This window comes from Lactococcus taiwanensis (genome assembly GCF_014905395.1).
Taxonomy (GTDB): domain Bacteria; phylum Bacillota; class Bacilli; order Lactobacillales; family Streptococcaceae; genus Lactococcus; species Lactococcus taiwanensis.
The window spans coordinates 1-17,087 of the sequence record NZ_BNDT01000010.1; the positions used below are offsets into that span (position 1 = coordinate 1).

Consider the following 17,087-nt stretch of genomic DNA (forward strand, 5'->3'; position numbering starts at 1 on the left):
AGATTTTTGATGTATTGCTACATCACATGAGTCATTCTTCTTTATTCAGTTTTCAATGGTCTAGCTCGCTTCAAGACCCTCGTCTCTCGCGACAACTATTATATTCTATCAAACCTAACTCCCCTTGTCAAGAATAAACTGTGGCTTTCCCCCCTTTTTTATTCAGCAACCCTCTCAAAACCCTCTGTTGTCACGTTTTCGTTTGAAAATTTCAGGTGTAGTTTTTTTAGTTTATCGTGTTATTTCTTTTTTACGCCTTAGTGCAATATTATATATTCTAGTAGTATTCTGCCCAGAATCAATAGAAAAAGGCACTCCTTTTCGGAGTGCCTGAAACATTGACATTTGATAAAATATTAACGTTTTGAGAATTGTGATGCTTTACGAGCTTTCTTAAGACCAGCTTTTTTACGTTCAACCATACGAGCATCACGTGTAAGAAGACCAGCGCGTTTCAAAGAAGCACGGAAGTCTGGGTCTACTTGGAGCAATGCACGAGCGATTCCGTGACGGATAGCTCCTGCTTGACCTGATACACCACCACCATTTACGTTTACGAGTGTATCGTAGCTACCTTCTGTTTGTGTAGCTGCAAATGGTTGGTTGATAACGAGACGCATGTCTGCGTGTGGGATGTAGCTTTCTACTTCACGTCCGTTAACTGTGATTTTACCAGTACCAGGTACGAGACGTACGCGTGCTACTGCATTTTTACGACGGCCTGTGCCGGCATATTGTACTTGTGCCATTATGTTCGTTCCTTCCTGATTAAATCAAACCTGTGATGTCAAGGACTTCAGGTTTTTGAGCTGTATGTGTGTGTTCTGCGCCAACAAACACTTTAAGTTTCATGCCTTGAGCACGTCCAAGGGTGTTGTGTGGAAGCATACCTTTTACTGATTTTTCAATCAAACGTACAGCATTTTTTTCACGGAGTTCACCAGCAGTAACTGATTTCAATCCACCTGGGTGAAGTGAGTGTGAGTAATATACTTTATCAGTTGCTTTTTTACCAGTCAATTTGATTTTTTCAGCGTTAATAACGATTACGAAATCACCTGTGTCAGTATGTGGTGTGTATGTTGGTTTGTTTTTTCCGCGAAGTACGCTTGCGACAACTGCAGAAAGACGTCCAAGAGGAACATCAGTTGCATCGACGACGTACCATTTACGGTCAACGTTTTGAGCGTTAGCCATGAATGTAGTTTTCATCATTTTGGTTATTTTCCTTTTACTAGAATTTGTTTACAGCAGGTGTAAGAGTCCTGCAAAGTATTTTTGGGTTTCCGGGGCCACAAAAATGGGGTAAACAATACCGTTTATCATCATATCACAATCATGGTCGATTTGTCAATAACTTTTAGAAAATAAGCTAACTTTAAAAACGATATACTTTGGTAAGCGTTTCATCTCGCACAGAAGCAGGCAAGCAATCCTCTATGACATTATCTTAAAGTATGGTAGACTTTCTATATAAGTATTCTTTTTAATACAAACTATTTCATTTTTACCTTTTTTACTTTGCTTAATAAGGAGGATTATGTCACAATTTCTTAGATTATTTTTCGCTACAGCTCTCGTTTTTTTATTTTTTGATTTAATTTGGTTGACCTTTATTTCTAAACGTATGTATCAAAATTTTATCAGCCATCTTTTAGGAGATACGCGCTTAGCACCTGCTGTCATATTTTATTTACTTTATACACTAGGCATGGTTGTTTTCATACTACTTCCTAGTATAGAGAAACAAAGTGCTGGTTACCTTTTATTCGCTGCAGCTCTTTTTGGTTTAATTTGCTATGCGACTTATGATTTAACAAACCTTGCTACTTTGAAGGGTTGGCCCGTCAGCATGACGCTTATAGACCTTGCGTGGGGAGTTTTTGTTACAACTTTGACTGCTATAATTGTTTATTTCTTTAATTTAAAAATACTATCTGGAGGATAAGAGGATGAGTGAAAAGTTAGACAGTTTTCGTCTCACAGAGAGTTTTTTACAAGGCGCTAAACGAGTGATTGAGAAAAAACAAGAACTTAACAATATTAATATTTTTCCTGTCGCTGATGGTGACACTGGAAGCAATCTCTCCTCTCTAATGCAAGCAATCCTCGATAACACGCAAAGAAATACTACTTCTATTAGTAATTTTCTTAATGAAATGGCCGAAGCTTCTTTATTAGGGGCACGTGGTAACTCCGGGCTTATTTTCGCTCAGTATTTGAGTGCTCTTGCCGAAAACTATCCCAAAACCTCGCATAAAGTCCAGGACTTAATCAATGCCTTGAATCATGCTGTGAACAAGGCTTATTCTTCCTTAATTGAACCGCGCGAAGGAACAATCCTTTCCGTTATGAGAGCATGGTCTAATGCATTACTAAGTGCTTCTCAAGAGGAAGAGCCGTTTAGAGAAGCACTCCTGTCATCAAAGCTATCTGCTAAAAAAGCTCTTACACAAACACAATTTCAAATCAAAGTCCTTAAACAAAATCAGCTAGTTGACTCTGGTGCAATGGGATTCTACTATTTTGTAGAGGGTTTTACCGAAACTTATTGTTCTGAAGGTAAAATAACTTATAAAAAGGAACAGAGCACTGAGCTCGTTTCCTCTTTACCTTCACATTTTGAAACAGTAGCTCCAACCTACCGTTATTGCTCTGAGTTCATCCTTAAAAAACCTCTCCTTTCAAGTAAGGAGCTACAGAACCTCCTTGAAGATTATGGTGATTCTTTAGTCATCATTGGCAATAGTGCCCAACTTAAAATACATCTCCATGTCCATAGCCCAGAAAAAATTCTCCAGTTATTAGAACCCTATGGTGAAGTGACTTATCAAAAAGTAGATGATATGCAACTTCAGTATGATATCACAAAGCATAGAAAAGCCTCCATTGCACTTGTTACAGATTCCATTGCAGACCTCCCCTCTACTTTTTTAAACAATCATCAGATTAATGTTTTACCAATGAACATCATGATCAATGATCAAGCCTTCCTGGACAAACTGACAATCCGTGCTACCAGTCTTGAGAACAAACTGGTTTCTCAACCCAAATTGAGTACCGCCCAACCCACTATCCGGACCGTTGATGCATTACTGTCTTTTTTAGAGGAAAAATATGAACATGTTCTTGTAGTCACCGTCTCTTCTAAGCTGAGTGGAACTAATCAGCTGATTAACCAACGGATTAAAGAAAAACAACTTTCTCCTAATTGGATACGAGTGATTGACTCTAAACTTAATTCTGCTGCTCAAGGGCTTCTTGTACATGAAGCGTCAAAGTGGATTGAGACAGGAATGACTTTTGAGAGTCTTATATTCAATGTAGAAAAACTCAGAGAGCGTATTTTTATTTATGTTGCTGTTGAGGATTTATCTGCAATGATAAGCTCAGGTAGAATACCAGCAAAACTGGGTAAAATCGCGCAAAAACTCTCACTCCATCCGATTATCACCCTTGATTCCTCAGGAAATGGCCGTCTAGGTGGTCTCTCTTTTAGCCAAGAGGGCAGTATGAAAAAAATCAAGAAAAAGATTGACAAATTAGTTGCCAAAAATAAAGTTCAAAATTTAGCAATCACGCATGCTGCGGTTCCAAACAAAGCTCTCCAGTGGCGCGAGGAATTACTGGGTACTGCACAGCTCGATTTCATCGTCGAAAGCTCAACAGCTATTGCTATTAGTGCCGGTATCGGTAGTATAGCAATTGCTGGTATACAAAAGGAGAAAAATTTATGATATATGGCATAGTCGCATCATCTTTACTTCTATATTTTATCTTTTGGTTTATCTTATCCAAGGTAAATAACAACTACTCATTGGTTGATATCGCATGGGGCGGTGGTTTTGTGGTTGTAGCTTGGGTAGGTTTTATATTTACATCTTCTAGAACTTTGCAAAATGAACTCATACTAATTTTAGTTAGTCTTTGGGGTATACGTCTTTTCGTGCACCTCGCGCGTCGTAATTGGAACAAACCTGAAGACTATCGCTACGTTAATATGAGAAAGCGCTGGGGAAGTAAATGGGTGAACTTAAAAGCTTTCTTAAATGTCTTTATTTTACAAGGTATTCTCCTCTTCATCATTGCGCTCCCCGTCATCCATAGCTTTTCTGCAATGCCTTTGACTTTAATGCATTGGTGGAATTTTTCCGGTCTAATAGTGTGGCTGATTGGCTTTATCTTTGAAGCGGGAGGGGATTACCAACTAACTAAATTCAAAAAGAATCCTAACAATCATGGTACTTTACTTACCAGCGGGCTTTGGTCTGTAACCCGTCATCCCAATTACTTCGGAGAAGCACTGTGTTGGTGGGGCGTATTTTTGGTGAGTATTAGAAATTTTAGTGATAGCTGGCTTTTAATTAGTCCTTTGCTTATAACTTTACTACTCCTATTTGTTTCAGGTGTACCTCTCCTTGAGAAAAAATACAAAAATCGTCCAGATTTTCAACAATATGCTCAAAAAACTCCCAAATTTTTCCCATTTATTGGAAAAAAAGGATTATAGATTAGGAGGTCCGAATGTTTTTAGCATTAAACGAAATTCGCCATTCAAAATTAAGATATGCCTTAGTTATTGGCGTTATGTTTTTAATCGCTTATTTAGTTTTTTTCCTATCTGGACTCGCTTATGGATTGGCCCAAGAAAATCGTATGGCCGTTGATAAATGGAAGGCGACAGATATCCTGCTCTCCGACAAAGCGAACGATACTTTAACCCTGTCTATGATTGATCCAAATTTGGTAGATGAAGTTACAGCTAAAGATACTGCGGTATTAGCACAAACTTCTAGTATCATTTATAAACAATCAGATAAAAAAGCCAAAGAAAATGTGAGTTTCTTTGGAATTGAATCTGACCAATTTTTAAAGCCGAACATCATAGAAGGAAAAAATTTTAAACAAAAGGGTGAAGTCGTTGCTGATATTAGTTTGAAAGAGCAAAAAAATTATGCTGTAGGAGATAAAATCAAACTTGCCACAAATGAGGAAGAATTAACAATTGTTGGATTTACTGACAATGCTCGATTTAGTGTTTCTCCTGTTCTCTATACTTCTCTGGACACTTTTCAAATGGTACGTAATGGATCTTCTATGTCTATCCAACAAAAACCAAGTGTTAACGCCATTGTGACCAGAGGAAAAGTTCAAGATAAGCCTGCAAGTCTCCAAAAACTCTCGATAGGTAAATTTATCAACAAACTTCCTGGGTATAGTGCGCAAGTCTTAACCTTCGGCTTTATGATTGGCTTTTTGGTCGTCATTGCTGCGGTCGTAATCGGGATCTTCATCTACGTTTTGACCATGCAGAAAATTGCAATTTTTGGAGTAATGAAAGCCCAAGGGATTTCTAGTCAATACATTGCTCGTTCGGTGATTGCCCAAACCTTTATCTTGGCTTTTACTGGTGTTGCAATTGGCTTTCTAGCAACGCTCGGTTCTGCACTTGTCTTACCGAGCGCTGTTCCCTTCCAAAGTAATCTACTTTTCTTTAGTGGTATCGGAATTTTGATGATTATCGTCGCGATTATCGGAGCTTTATTCTCTGTGCGAGCTATCGTAAAAATTGATCCATTAAAAGCAATTGGTTAGAGGAGGAAGAACGATGTATGCCATTGAATTGAAAAAGGTCACGAAATTTTTTAAAGATGGAGACGAAACGATTGAAGCTTTAAAGGAGACTGATTTCTCTGTTAAAAAAGGAGAATTTATCGCGATTATTGGTCCTTCTGGTTCTGGTAAGAGTACGTTACTGACTATAGCTGGAGGATTGCAAACACCTTCTGATGGTGAAGTGTTGGTTAACGGCCAGTCTTTCACAGGAAAAAAAGAGAAGGCACGCGCTAAACTACGCTTTAATGAGATTGGTTTTATTTTACAAGCTTCTAATCTTGTACCGTTTCTGACAGTAAAAAAGCAACTTGAACTGGTCGATAAAGTGATGAAACAGAAAGCTAGAGAAAAGGGGAGCGAATTACTTGCACAATTAGGTGTAGACGACCTAGTGGATAAGTATCCTGATGAACTCTCTGGAGGTGAGCGCCAGCGTGTGGCTATAGTGCGGGCGCTCTATAATGACCCTGCGATCATTTTAGCCGATGAACCGACGGCTAGCTTGGATACTGAGAAAGCTTACGCAGTGGTCAAAATACTTGCCAGAGAAGCAAAAGAAAAGGATAAAGCGACGATTATGGTTACCCATGATTTAAGGTTAGTGGAGTATTGTGATCGCGTTTATATCATGGAGGATGGAAAATTATCAGAAAAAAAGACTAGCTAATTCATAAAGACCTTCTTGTTCTTTCAGGAAGGTCTTTTTATTATTTTTCCTAAATATGAAGCAAGGTTTTTTGTTGGCTCTCTTTTTATGGTAGAATATTCTTATGAATATTGTTCTCAACTTGAACCAAGAAGAGCTTGTACGTCTTAAAGCAAAGTATTATTCGTCAAGTCAACCTTCTAAAAATCCTTATATTACTTTTTTTGCTAAAGTAGGGAAAACTTCTATTTCCCTATATAATTCTGGCAAAGTAGTTTTTCAAGGTTCAGATGCTGAGAAATTGGCTGAGGATTTTGGGTACGTTCGTACACCAGTGCCAAAGAAACAAACGGACCTGATAGGGACTGATGAAGTCGGCAATGGTTCTTACTTTGGAGGTTTGATGGTTACTGCTAGCTTCATAAGTGAGGAGAATCTTCCTTTTCTTAAAGCGATCGGAGTTGCTGATTCTAAAAAATTAACGGATGAAAAGATTTGTCAAATTGCTCCGTCATTAATAAAGAAGATCCCTCATGTCGCCTTAGTGGTCGAGCCACAGAAGTATAATGAGGTTATTGCTTCTGGTTACAATGCTGTCAGTATCAAGGTTGCCCTTCATAACCAAGCTATTTATCTCCTTGAAAAGCAATTAAAGCATCAGCCTGAACATGTTATCATTGATGCTTTTACAAGTGCCACGAATTATCAAAAGTATGTTAATAAAGAACAGAACCATCCACTGACAACAGTAACATTACTGACCAAAGCTGAAGATCAATTTTTTGCTGTCGCAGTTAGTTCCATAATTTCACGTTTTCTTTTTTTAAAGAATCTTAAAAAATTATCCAAAGAAGTTGGTCTGGTATTACCGAGCGGCGCTGGGGCCTTATCTGATCAAGTAGCAGCGCAAATTATTAAAACCTATGGTATTGAAATGCTGGAACACGTGGCTAAACTACATTTTGCTAATACACAAAAAGCCCTAAAATTGGCTCAAAGATAGAAGGTAAAATTTATGATTAAATTTTTAAAAGAATGGGGTATCTTTCTCCTCGTTATTGTCGCAATTATCCTTTCACGGATCTTCATATGGTCCTTAGTTATTGTCGATGGTCATTCAATGGATCCGACTTTAGCTGACAAGGAACGCCTAGCTATCGTCAAAACTTCCTCTATTGACCGCTTTGACATAGTGGTTGCCAAAGAGGAAACTTCTACAGGGGACACGAAAGACATTGTTAAGCGGGTCATTGGTATGCCAGGTGACGTCATCAAATTCAACAACGATAAGTTGACTATTAACAATAAAGTTTATTCCGAAACCTATCTCAATAATTTCCATAAGCAGCTTGCAAATGGGACTTTAGCTGAAACTTATGGCGCTTACCCCCTTACAAACAGTCTGACAGAGCAAAATCGTAATTTGTTTGTAAGTTTAGCTGAAAACACAAAAGCTTTCACGACTGATAGCACTGGAAATCCTAGTTTCACGGTGACAGTTCCTCAAGGAGAATATTTCCTCATGGGGGATAATCGAGTCGTATCGCAAGACAGCCGTGCTGTTGGAACCTTCAAACGTTCAGCAATTATCGGAGAAGCCAAGCTTCGAATCTGGCCAGTGAATAAAATTTCCTTACTCAAATAAAAAAACTACTGACCAAGCTGTCAGTAGTTTTTTTACTCCGTTTTCTCGTCAAAAATATTTCCCAACTGTACATCGATTGAACGATTTGCAATATCAATACGATCTACTTTGAGAATTGATTTATAGTCCTCTACGAGTCGCTCCCCTTTAAAAGGTCCCTCTAGAAAAACAGCGACTCCTGCCAAGAAACAATCAAATTCATGCACTAAACTGCGCATCCCATTTATTGTCCCTGCACCTTTCATAAAATCGTCAACAATCAAAACATTTTGACCAATGGACAAGCTTCTTTTTGAAAGTGTCATGTTTTCTACACGCGAGCTGGAACCTGACATGTAGTTAACATTCAAGGTTGCACCCTCTGTGACTTTAGGATCACGTCTGACAATAACAAAGGGTACATCTAAGATTTCAGCCACCGACTGAGCAATTGGTATTCCCTTTGTTGCAATGGTCATGACAACATCAACTTGCTTTCCATGATACTCATGGGCAATAATTTGCCCAATTTTACGTAAGTTAGAGGGCGTGCCTAAGATATCAGATAAATAGATATAGCCCCCAGGCAAAATGCGATTTTCTTCTCGCAAAAGCTCCGCAATTTCTTCACTCATCTCCCGTGAGCGCTCATCTGAAATATAGGGTGTAAAGCGAACTCCACCAAGACTACCCGGAAAAGTCTCTACCAAACCCACGCTCTGGTTCTCAAAGACGCGCTTGATAAAAACTAAATCTTCAGAAATAGAAGACTTGGCGACTTCATAATGCTTACTAAGTGTGTTGAGATTAAGCATTTGATTAGGATGATTGATTAAAAAGTTTGTAAAGTCAACTAAACGTTCGTTTCTTTTCATTTTTTACCCTATTTTCTATTTGATACGTTCATTATATCACTGTATTTCCGAACATTCAAGTTTCACATGAAACTTTTTACACTCTGGAGAGAAAATAAAAGTAGCATGACACGCATGCTACTTTTATTTTAGGAGTAAATTTATGAAAAATTTTATTGGAATACTATTATGATACAGCACTTCTCTTAAATTAAGTTTAAAGAAGCCACAACTCAAACTAAAGTTTACTGACCACTTTGTCAGTAAAAAAAAAATCCGTCAGTTCTGACGGATTATTATTCAATTAGAGCTTATTCAGCGTTACGACCGCTTTTAGCAATAATTTCTTCTTGTACTGATTTAGGTACGTCTGAATAGTGGTCAAATACCATCATGAAAGTACCACGTCCTTGTGTAGATGAACGGAGAGTTGTTGCGTAACCGAACATTTCAGCAAGTGGGATGAAAGCATTAACGATTTGTGATTTACCGTGAGCTTCCATTGAGTTCACTTGACCACGACGTGCAGTCACGTGACCCATGATATCTCCAAGGTTTTCTTCAGGAACAGTGATGGTAACTTTCATCATTGGTTCAAGGATAGCTGGTTTAGCAGTTTTAGCAGCTTCTTTCATAGCGAGAGATGCGGCAACCTTGAAGGCAGTTTCTGATGAATCGACATCGTGGTATGAACCATCGTAAAGTTTAGCTTTAATGTCAACCATTGGGTATCCAGCAAGGACACCGTTAGCCATAGTTTCTACCAAACCTTTTTCAACGGCTGGTACGAATTCACGAGGAACGACACCACCGACGATAGCATTTTCAAATTCAAATCCAGCGCCTTCTTCATTTGGTGTGAATTCGATCCATACGTCACCGTATTGACCTTTACCACCTGATTGACGTTTGAAGAATCCACGCGCTTGTGTAGAAGCACGGAATGTTTCACGGTAAGCAACTTGAGGTGCACCAACGTTCGCTTCAACTTTGAATTCACGTTTCATACGGTCAACAAGGACGTCCAAGTGAAGTTCACCCATACCAGAGATGACTGTTTCACCAGTTTCTGGATTTGTTTCAACACGGAAAGTTGGATCTTCTTCTGCCAATTTTTGAAGAGCAACACCCATCTTATCTTGGTCAGCTTTAGTTTTAGGTTCAACCATCAATTGGATAACTGGTTCTGGAACTTCAATTGATTCAAGGATGATTTTAGCTTTTTCATCTGTCAATGAGTCACCAGTTGTTGTATTTTTCAAACCAACAGCAGCAGCGATGTCTCCAGCATAAACGGTTTGAATTTCTTGACGAGTGTTAGCGTGCATTTGAAGGATACGTCCGATACGTTCACGTTTACCTTTAGAAGTATTCAAAACGTATGAACCAGCATCAAGTGTACCTGAGTACACGCGGAAGAATGAGAGACGTCCAACAAATGGGTCAGTCATGATCTTGAAGGCAAGCGCAGCAAATGGTGCATCATCTGTTGCTGGACGTTCGTCTTCTTCATCTGTATCTGGGTTAACCCCTTTAATTGCAGGGATGTCAAGTGGGCTTGGAAGATAGTCAATAACGGCATCAAGCATCATTTGAACACCCTTATTCTTGAAGGCAGAACCAGCAAGCATTGGGTAGAAATCAACATTGATTGTGGCTTTACGGATAGCAGCTTTCAATTGATCAACAGGAATTTCTTCACCAGCGAAGTATTTTTCCATGATATCTTCATCAAAGTCAGCAATTGCTTCGATGAGTTTTTCACGCCATTCGTTAGCTAATTCTGTGTATTCTTCAGCATTGAAATTAAGTGAAGCCAACTCAGCGTTAAATTCGTCTGATCCTACAACAGTTTCTTTGATATCAGTACCAAGGTCGTTAGTATAGATTTCAGATTTCATAGTTACCAAGTCAATGATACCGATGAAGTCATCTTCTGCACCGATTGGGATTTGGATTGGATGTGCATTTGCACCCAAACGGTCGCCCAATGTAGACAATGAGTAGTAGAAATCAGCACCGATTTTGTCCATTTTGTTAGCAAAAACGATACGTGGTACACCGTACTCAGTTGCTTGACGCCATACAGTTTCTGTTTGTGGTTCAACACCTGATTGAGCATCCAGAACGGTTACAGCACCATCAAGAACGCGGAGTGAACGTTGTACTTCGATTGTGAAGTCCACGTGACCTGGTGTGTCGATGATGTTGACGCGGTTACCTTTCCATTGCGCAGTAGTCGCAGCAGATGTGATTGTGATACCACGTTCTTGTTCTTGCTCCATCCAGTCCATTTGTGATGCACCTTCGTGAGTTTCACCGATTTTATGGATTTTACCAGTGTAGTAAAGAACACGTTCAGTTGTTGTTGTTTTACCAGCATCGACGTGGGCCATGATACCGATATTACGTGTATTAGCAAGTGAAAATTCGCGAGCCATGTTGTTCTCCTATTTGATTTTAGTCATGAGAAATTCTCATTAGTTTTATTGTATCAAATTTATGTTTAAAAATTAAAACAAAACCGAGCAGGCGAGGAGCCCAAGCCCGGTAATTGTTCGTTTTTACATCAATTCGATGTTTTACAATCTTTCTGACTGTAAAATTCGATTTGCTAAGCAGATTCGAGGAAGAAGCTGCAACGCAAATAGATTTTACCAGCGGAAGTGAGCGAACGCACGGTTAGCTTCAGCCATTTTGTGAGTATCTTCACGTTTTTTGACAGCTGCACCTGTGTTGTTAGCTGCATCCAAGATTTCTTTTGCAAGACGATCTTGCATTGTGTGTTCACCACGGTTACGAGCGATAGTTACCAACCAACGAAGTCCAAGAGTTGTACGACGTTCTGGACGAACTTCAACTGGGACTTGATAGTTAGAACCACCGACACGACGAGCGCGAACTTCAAGAACTGGCATGATGTTTTCCATAGCAGTTTCGAAGACTTCGAGTGGGTTGTTTCCAGTAGCTTCTTCAATTTGTTTGAAGGCACCGTAAACGATTTGAGCCGCAACACCGCGCTTACCATCAAGCATTACGCGGTTGATAAGACGAGTTACGACGATTGAGTTGTACATTGGATCTGCCAAAACTTCACGTTTTGGGGCACGATTTTTACGCATTCTTACTTATCTCCCTTCTTAAGCTTTTGGTTTTTTAGCACCGTATTTAGAACGGCTTTGTTTACGGTCAGCGACACCCGCTGTATCAAGTGCACCACGAACGATATGGTAACGTACCCCTGGAAGGTCTTTTACACGTCCACCACGAAGAAGTACAACACTGTGTTCTTGGAGGTTGTGTCCGATACCTGGGATGTACGCTGTTACTTCCATAAGGTTTGAAAGACGTACACGCGCGAATTTACGAAGCGCTGAGTTAGGTTTTTTAGGAGTCATCGTACCAACACGAGTTGCTACTCCACGTTTTTGTGGGCTTGCAAGTTTAGTTTGTACTTTTTTACGGCTGTTGTAGCCAACGTTCATTGCTGGTGATTTAGATTTAGTCACTTGAGCACGACGTGGTTTGCGTACCAATTGGTTAATTGTAGGCATTTTACTGTCTGCTTTTTGTATTTTTCCACATTTTATTTATGCGAAGCGATGAGAAATACAAAAGCATTCCTTTCTTTTTATTGGATGGCGAATCGCCAATTTTTTAGTCAGTATATGGTCGCTTAAGCCAAGTTCTGACAAGAAGTTTAGCAACTTATACAAGTTCTCCTGAGAGTCCAAAGTAAAAAGTACCGTTTAATATAGTATCATTTTTTATAAGAGTTGTCAATCCTTTCTAATAGTTACTGATAATAGGGTCAGTAAATAAGAAAGTTTGCACCTTACTTTGGGCTTTTAGTCATTTTTTGATATAATCAGAACATGAAAAAAATAGTTTTAATCTTTTGTAGCTTACTGATGGGGCTGTCAGTAATGACAGGTGTCCAGGTACATGCAGACTCTACTTCTTCTAATGATTTTTCGGTCGCGGCAAAATCTGCCATTGCAGTAGATGCCTCCAGTGGCAAAATTTTATATGCACAAAATGCAGATGATGCAAGCACAGCGATTGCTTCCATCACAAAATTATTAACGGTTTACTTGGTTTATAAAAACATCGAAGAGGGCAAGCTAAGTTGGGATACCAAAGTATCTATATCTGATTATGCTTATGAATTAACACAGAATTCTAATGCAAGCAACATCCCCCTCTCTAAGGATGAACAATATACCGTTAAAGATTTAACCAATGCCTTGCTTTTACCTTCAGCAAATTCTGCAGCCGTAGCTTTAGCTGAAAAAATCGCTGGCTCAGAACCTAAATTTGTAGATATGATGACCGCCCAGATGAAGGCTTGGGGGATCACAGATAGTCACTTGGTTAACGCCTCTGGTCTTCCAAATGATGATTTAAATGGACACATTTATCCTGGTTCAGATGAAAACGCCACAAACACCATGAGTGCTAAAGCAGTGGCTGTATTAAGTTATCATCTTTTGAAAGATTTTCCAGAAGTTTTAAAAATAACTAAGCAAACCGAGCTTCCTTTTGATACCAACGGAGCCACAAAAACTACGCTCACTAACACCAATCAAATGTTAAAAGGCTACTCAACCACTAGAAGTGGTGTAGACGGATTAAAAACTGGATCAACCAGTTTTCAGGTCGATTGTTTTGCTGGGACCACCAATCAAAATGGTTTTCGTATTATTACAGTCGTTTTAGAAGCTGAAAATCCTGCTACCGACAACACAACCCCCTTCACCTTAACCAACCAACTGATGAATAATGTTTATGGTTCTTGGACCGCAACAAGTCTTGTCACCAAAAATCAACCCTTAAGTACCTTGAAGAATCTGCCTGTTACGGATGGGAAAAGTGATAGAGTCCCTCTCGTCGCTGCAAAAAACATCACTGCAGTCGTTCCTTATGCAAAAGATGGAAGTGCAGATAAAGATGTACTCTCTCTAAAATTTAATCATAAAAAAAATACAAGCATTGAAGCACCGATTACTAAAGGACAAGAGCTAGTGACCGTTTCTGCCTCTGTGAAAGATAAACTCGGCTACCTGCCTAAATGTTCTGCTTACGAATTTCCGCTTGTTGCCAAACATCAAGTCGAACGTAGCAATCCTATTAAAGTGCTTTGGAATCATTTTGTTACTTTTGTGAACGAAAAACTTTAAATATTTTTACTGACAGCTCTGTCAGTAAAAAAAAATCTGTCTATAATAGACAGATTTTTTTATCCTTTGGATTTTACAATCGCAAGTAAGATAGCCCCAACAACGAACAAAACAATTCCGATGGATACATAAACCATTTCTTTTTTCGTTTTCTTTTCGCCAAGGAAGAAGATTCCTCCTAAAGTTGAGATAATAATTCCCAATTGAGAGAATGAGAAGGCAATTGCATTACCCGCTTCGCTCGCAGCCATCAACATGAAGATGTTACCGATTCCCCACATAACGCCGACAAGCATATTTTGGAAAACATATTTTTCCATTTTAATTTTAAAGCGACCCATAACAAGTGCACCTACAATCATCCCTACAGACATCGGCATGATAATAGTCAAAGTGTCAAAGTGAACATCGAACCAAAGTGCAGCCAAATTGTTAAATAAAATGACATAAATCACATATCCTAATGTCGAGTAAACAAGAGCTGTCAACCCTTTGGTCGAATTTTGAGGAGCATAAACTCCTGTGTTTTCTGGATCACGTTTTGATGAAAAGTAAAAACCAACAACCAAAACAATCATCGCAATAAAGCCAAGCACAAATTGAATATGTTGCGTCCATTCTTGGAAAGCAAAAACACCAATCAGGCTTCCGATTACCAACTGACTTCCTGATGACAGCGGACTTGCAACGGATACACCCATATATTTCATTGCATTAAATTGACCGAATTGTCCAATAGCCCAAAGCAAACCACCAATGAAACCAATTAAAAAGATTTGCCATGTCAATGTTGGCATACGGAACAAGAAAACAATAAGTGCAAAAACGAAGGCGCCCAAAGTCATACCAAGTGTTTGTTGTTTAGCATCTCCACCAAATTTGTTGGCCACAAATCCGATAGAACCCCAAGCAAACATTGGGACAAGCGCGAGAAGAACTCCTTGCATATCTACCTCTTTTAAAAATTTTTTTCTTTGCTCAAAAAATCAAGCATTTCTCTATTTTACTCTTTTTTCGAAAAAAAACAAGAGACAAAAGAATACAGTAAGTGAAACGACAGGCTTTAAGCCTCTTTTCTTTTTTCTAAAACAATTAAAAAAGGAGGGGTATGAATCTGGTTGAGAGGGGCATAGGACATGACTTCCCAACATTCTTGAGGTAAAGAGGTCACCCAGTTAATCACGGCTGTTTTTTCAGCTTCTCCACCTTCATGCCCATAATATACCATGACTGCAATACGACCTCCCACTTTCAACTGTTTAGCTAATGCTGACAGCGCCGTCAGCGTAGTTTCAGGACGCGTGATCAATTTTTTATCTGCTTTAGGCAGGTATCCGAGATTAAAAATCGCTGCGGTAACGGGCTTCTTTACATATTGACCTACAGTTTCATGGCCACTATGGATGAGATGAACAGTTGAATGGGAAGCGAGTTCTTTTCTCCCTTCTTCTAAAAAATCAGAGAGGATTCCTGCCTGATTAAGCCGTTTTTCAGTCATTTCAAGTGCCGTTTTTTGAATATCAAAAGCATACACTTCTGCTTGAAGCATGGCTAAAAAAAGCGTATCATAACCATTTCCCATCGTAGCGTCTACTACAACATCTTCAGGATTAATAACCTCGGCTAATAACTCATGTGCCATTTCTAAAGGCTTTAACATTTTTCTCCAATCTATTAACTACTGATTAAAATTATCAAACCATAATTTGTCGCGTGATTACTGACCAGCCGGTCAGTAATCCTTTTACCCTTAAACGTATAATTTTTTCATAATTATTCATGAAAATACACCAAAAAAGAGGCAATGATCCTCTTTGTATTAGTAAGTTACGTGTTCGGTTTGTCGAATATCTTTACAACCTTGCACGGCCCCCCGTCGCTCCATTTCTGCGTCAATACTATTAAGTACTTCCCATTTTTTAAGTGACCACATTGGCCCTATAATAAGATCGCGTGGCGCATCTCCTGTTAAACGGTGTATAACAATATCTTTTGGAATCAATTCCAATTGGTCGCAAATTACTTGCACATAGTCCTCTTGGTTCATCAACTGGAGACGCCCCTCATGGTAATCCCGTTGTAACCGTGTTTGTTTCATGAGGTGAAGTAAATGAAGTTTTACGCCTTGAATATCAGAATCTAAAATCATCCGACGAACATTTTCTCGCATCATCTCTGGCGTTTCACCTGGTAAACCATTAATCAAATGTGTACAAACATTAATTCTATGGACTCTCAAACGCTTAACCGCATCTACGTAGGTTGCATAATCATGCGCACGATTTATCATTTCAGAAGTCTCTTCATAGGTAGTCTGCAGCCCCAAATCAATCCACACCTCCATGCGCTCATTTAACTCTGCCAAATATTCTACCACATCCTCTGGTAAACAATCTGGTCGCGTACCAATTGATATCCCCACAACGTCAGGTTGACTTACTGCTTGTTCAAAACGTTCACGGAGTACCTCAACAGGGGCATGTGTATTCGTGAAATTTTGGAAATAAACAATATATTTTTTAACACCAGGCCACTTCTTATGAAATTGTTTGACCTCAGCCGCAAATTGATCCGCAATTGGCGCCTCCGGCTCCAAAATCATATCCCCAGAACCAGAAACCGTACAAAATGTACAGCCTCCATGCGCCACCGTCCCATCTCGATTTGGACAATCAAACCCCGCATCAATAGGGACCTTAAATATTTTTTCACCAAAATTTTTGCGCAGATACTCATTCCACGTCGTATATCTTTTTTGCATTCTATCCCTCAGTCAAAAATATAAGTAAATTATAACAAAAAAGGAGACTTATAGTCTCCTAAAAAGCTGCGGATGTCAGACTCGAACTGACGACATCATGATTAACAGTCATGCGCTACTACCAACTGAGCTAATCCGCAATAACATAAAACCCGGTTCCCCGAGTCTTAATAATATAGTCCGTACGGGATTCGAACCCGTGTTACCGCCGTGAAAAGGCGGTGTCTTAACCCCTTGACCAACGGACCATAAGAGTTTCAAACTTGGCCACTCGCCTATCTCCCAGGGGGCAACCCCCAAGTACTTCCGCCGTAGATGGACTTAACTTCTGTGTTCGACATGGGAACAGGTGTATCTCCATCGCAATGATGACCAAATCATTAAATGTTACCTTGAACATTCAAAA

Annotated in this window: 17 protein-coding genes, 2 tRNA genes and 1 rRNA gene; 8 read left to right on the top strand and 12 right to left on the bottom strand. The window is 39.3% G+C overall.

What is annotated here, in order from left to right:
- Positions 1–356: 356 nt before the first annotated feature.
- Positions 357–749: a 30S ribosomal protein S9 gene (gene rpsI / locus JKP71_RS09340; RefSeq protein WP_075525356.1), complete on the bottom strand. Its 393-nt coding sequence runs from the start codon at positions 747–749 to the stop codon at positions 357–359.
- 19 nt (positions 750–768) lie between these two features.
- Positions 769–1,215 (bottom strand): 50S ribosomal protein L13, encoded by a 447-nt coding sequence (gene rplM, locus JKP71_RS09345; protein ID WP_075525357.1) that lies wholly within the window; start codon positions 1,213–1,215, stop codon positions 769–771.
- Positions 1,216–1,540: 325 nt separating this feature from the next.
- On the opposite strand from rplM, the gene JKP71_RS09350 reads away from it, so the two are divergent.
- The 7 genes from JKP71_RS09350 (at position 1,541) to lepB (ending at position 7,907) form a co-directional block, all read left to right on the top strand.
- Positions 1,541–1,948, top strand: a complete 408-nt coding sequence (locus JKP71_RS09350; RefSeq protein ID WP_200407796.1) for a DUF2177 family protein — start codon at positions 1,541–1,543, stop codon at positions 1,946–1,948.
- Positions 1,949–1,952: 4 nt separating this feature from the next.
- A complete protein-coding gene (locus tag JKP71_RS09355) occupies positions 1,953–3,737 on the top strand; it encodes a DegV family protein (RefSeq protein ID WP_200407797.1) in 1,785 nt (594 codons plus the stop codon).
- Positions 3,734–4,510 carry a DUF1295 domain-containing protein gene (locus JKP71_RS09360; RefSeq protein ID WP_200407798.1) on the top strand — a complete coding sequence of 259 codons (777 nt, stop codon included), beginning with the start codon at positions 3,734–3,736 and terminating at the stop codon, positions 4,508–4,510. The genes JKP71_RS09355 and JKP71_RS09360 overlap by 4 nt, the downstream gene beginning before the upstream one ends.
- A 14-nt stretch (positions 4,511–4,524) precedes the next feature.
- Complete coding sequence (locus JKP71_RS09365) at positions 4,525–5,595, top strand: ABC transporter permease (protein WP_200407799.1); 1,071 nt, start codon at positions 4,525–4,527, stop codon at positions 5,593–5,595.
- A gap of 13 nt (positions 5,596–5,608) precedes the next feature.
- The gene (locus JKP71_RS09370; protein WP_200407800.1) at positions 5,609–6,283 is read left to right on the top strand and encodes an ABC transporter ATP-binding protein; all 675 of its coding nucleotides are present in this window, start codon (positions 5,609–5,611) and stop codon (positions 6,281–6,283) included.
- Positions 6,284–6,386: 103 nt separating this feature from the next.
- The gene (rnhC, locus tag JKP71_RS09375) at positions 6,387–7,265 is read left to right on the top strand and encodes a ribonuclease HIII (RefSeq protein ID WP_200407801.1); all 879 of its coding nucleotides are present in this window, start codon (positions 6,387–6,389) and stop codon (positions 7,263–7,265) included.
- 12 nt (positions 7,266–7,277) lie between these two features.
- The gene (gene lepB, locus JKP71_RS09380) at positions 7,278–7,907 is read left to right on the top strand and encodes a signal peptidase I (protein ID WP_200407802.1); all 630 of its coding nucleotides are present in this window, start codon (positions 7,278–7,280) and stop codon (positions 7,905–7,907) included.
- Between the two features lie 32 nt (positions 7,908–7,939).
- Here the strand turns inward: lepB and purR are convergent, their stop codons facing one another.
- The 4 genes from purR to rpsL all read right to left on the bottom strand — a co-directional run bounded on the left by purR (position 7,940) and on the right by rpsL (position 12,294).
- A complete protein-coding gene (gene purR, locus JKP71_RS09385) occupies positions 7,940–8,761 on the bottom strand; it encodes a pur operon repressor (protein ID WP_075525365.1) in 822 nt (273 codons plus the stop codon).
- A gap of 290 nt (positions 8,762–9,051) precedes the next feature.
- Positions 9,052–11,181: an elongation factor G gene (gene fusA, locus JKP71_RS09390; RefSeq protein ID WP_075525366.1), complete on the bottom strand. Its 2,130-nt coding sequence runs from the start codon at positions 11,179–11,181 to the stop codon at positions 9,052–9,054.
- A gap of 213 nt (positions 11,182–11,394) precedes the next feature.
- Positions 11,395–11,862, bottom strand: a complete 468-nt coding sequence (gene rpsG, locus JKP71_RS09395; RefSeq protein WP_003129876.1) for a 30S ribosomal protein S7 — start codon at positions 11,860–11,862, stop codon at positions 11,395–11,397.
- An 18-nt stretch (positions 11,863–11,880) separates the two neighbouring features.
- Complete coding sequence (gene rpsL / locus JKP71_RS09400) at positions 11,881–12,294, bottom strand: 30S ribosomal protein S12 (RefSeq protein WP_003129874.1); 414 nt, start codon at positions 12,292–12,294, stop codon at positions 11,881–11,883.
- Between the two features lie 321 nt (positions 12,295–12,615).
- Here rpsL and JKP71_RS09405 point away from each other — a divergent pair, with 321 nt between their 5' ends.
- Positions 12,616–13,920 (top strand): serine hydrolase, encoded by a 1,305-nt coding sequence (locus JKP71_RS09405; RefSeq protein WP_200407803.1) that lies wholly within the window; start codon positions 12,616–12,618, stop codon positions 13,918–13,920.
- Between the two features lie 59 nt (positions 13,921–13,979).
- On the opposite strand, the gene JKP71_RS09410 is transcribed toward JKP71_RS09405, so the two are convergent.
- The 6 genes from JKP71_RS09410 to rrf form a co-directional block, all read right to left on the bottom strand.
- A complete protein-coding gene (locus JKP71_RS09410; protein WP_075525368.1) occupies positions 13,980–14,867 on the bottom strand; it encodes a GRP family sugar transporter in 888 nt (295 codons plus the stop codon).
- 116 nt (positions 14,868–14,983) lie between these two features.
- Positions 14,984–15,580: a tRNA 5-(aminomethyl)-2-thiouridylate-methyltransferase MnmM gene (mnmM, locus tag JKP71_RS09415; RefSeq protein WP_200407804.1), complete on the bottom strand. Its 597-nt coding sequence runs from the start codon at positions 15,578–15,580 to the stop codon at positions 14,984–14,986.
- Between the two features lie 159 nt (positions 15,581–15,739).
- Complete coding sequence (mnmL, locus tag JKP71_RS09420) at positions 15,740–16,681, bottom strand: tRNA modification radical SAM protein MnmL/YtqA (RefSeq protein ID WP_200407805.1); 942 nt, start codon at positions 16,679–16,681, stop codon at positions 15,740–15,742.
- A gap of 66 nt (positions 16,682–16,747) precedes the next feature.
- Positions 16,748–16,821 (bottom strand) — tRNA-Asn (locus JKP71_RS09425).
- A 36-nt stretch (positions 16,822–16,857) separates the two neighbouring features.
- A tRNA-Glu gene (locus JKP71_RS09430) sits at positions 16,858–16,929 on the bottom strand.
- A gap of 13 nt (positions 16,930–16,942) precedes the next feature.
- Positions 16,943–17,058: ribosomal RNA gene (gene rrf, locus JKP71_RS09435) — 5S ribosomal RNA — on the bottom strand.
- Positions 17,059–17,087: the final 29 nt, after the last annotated feature.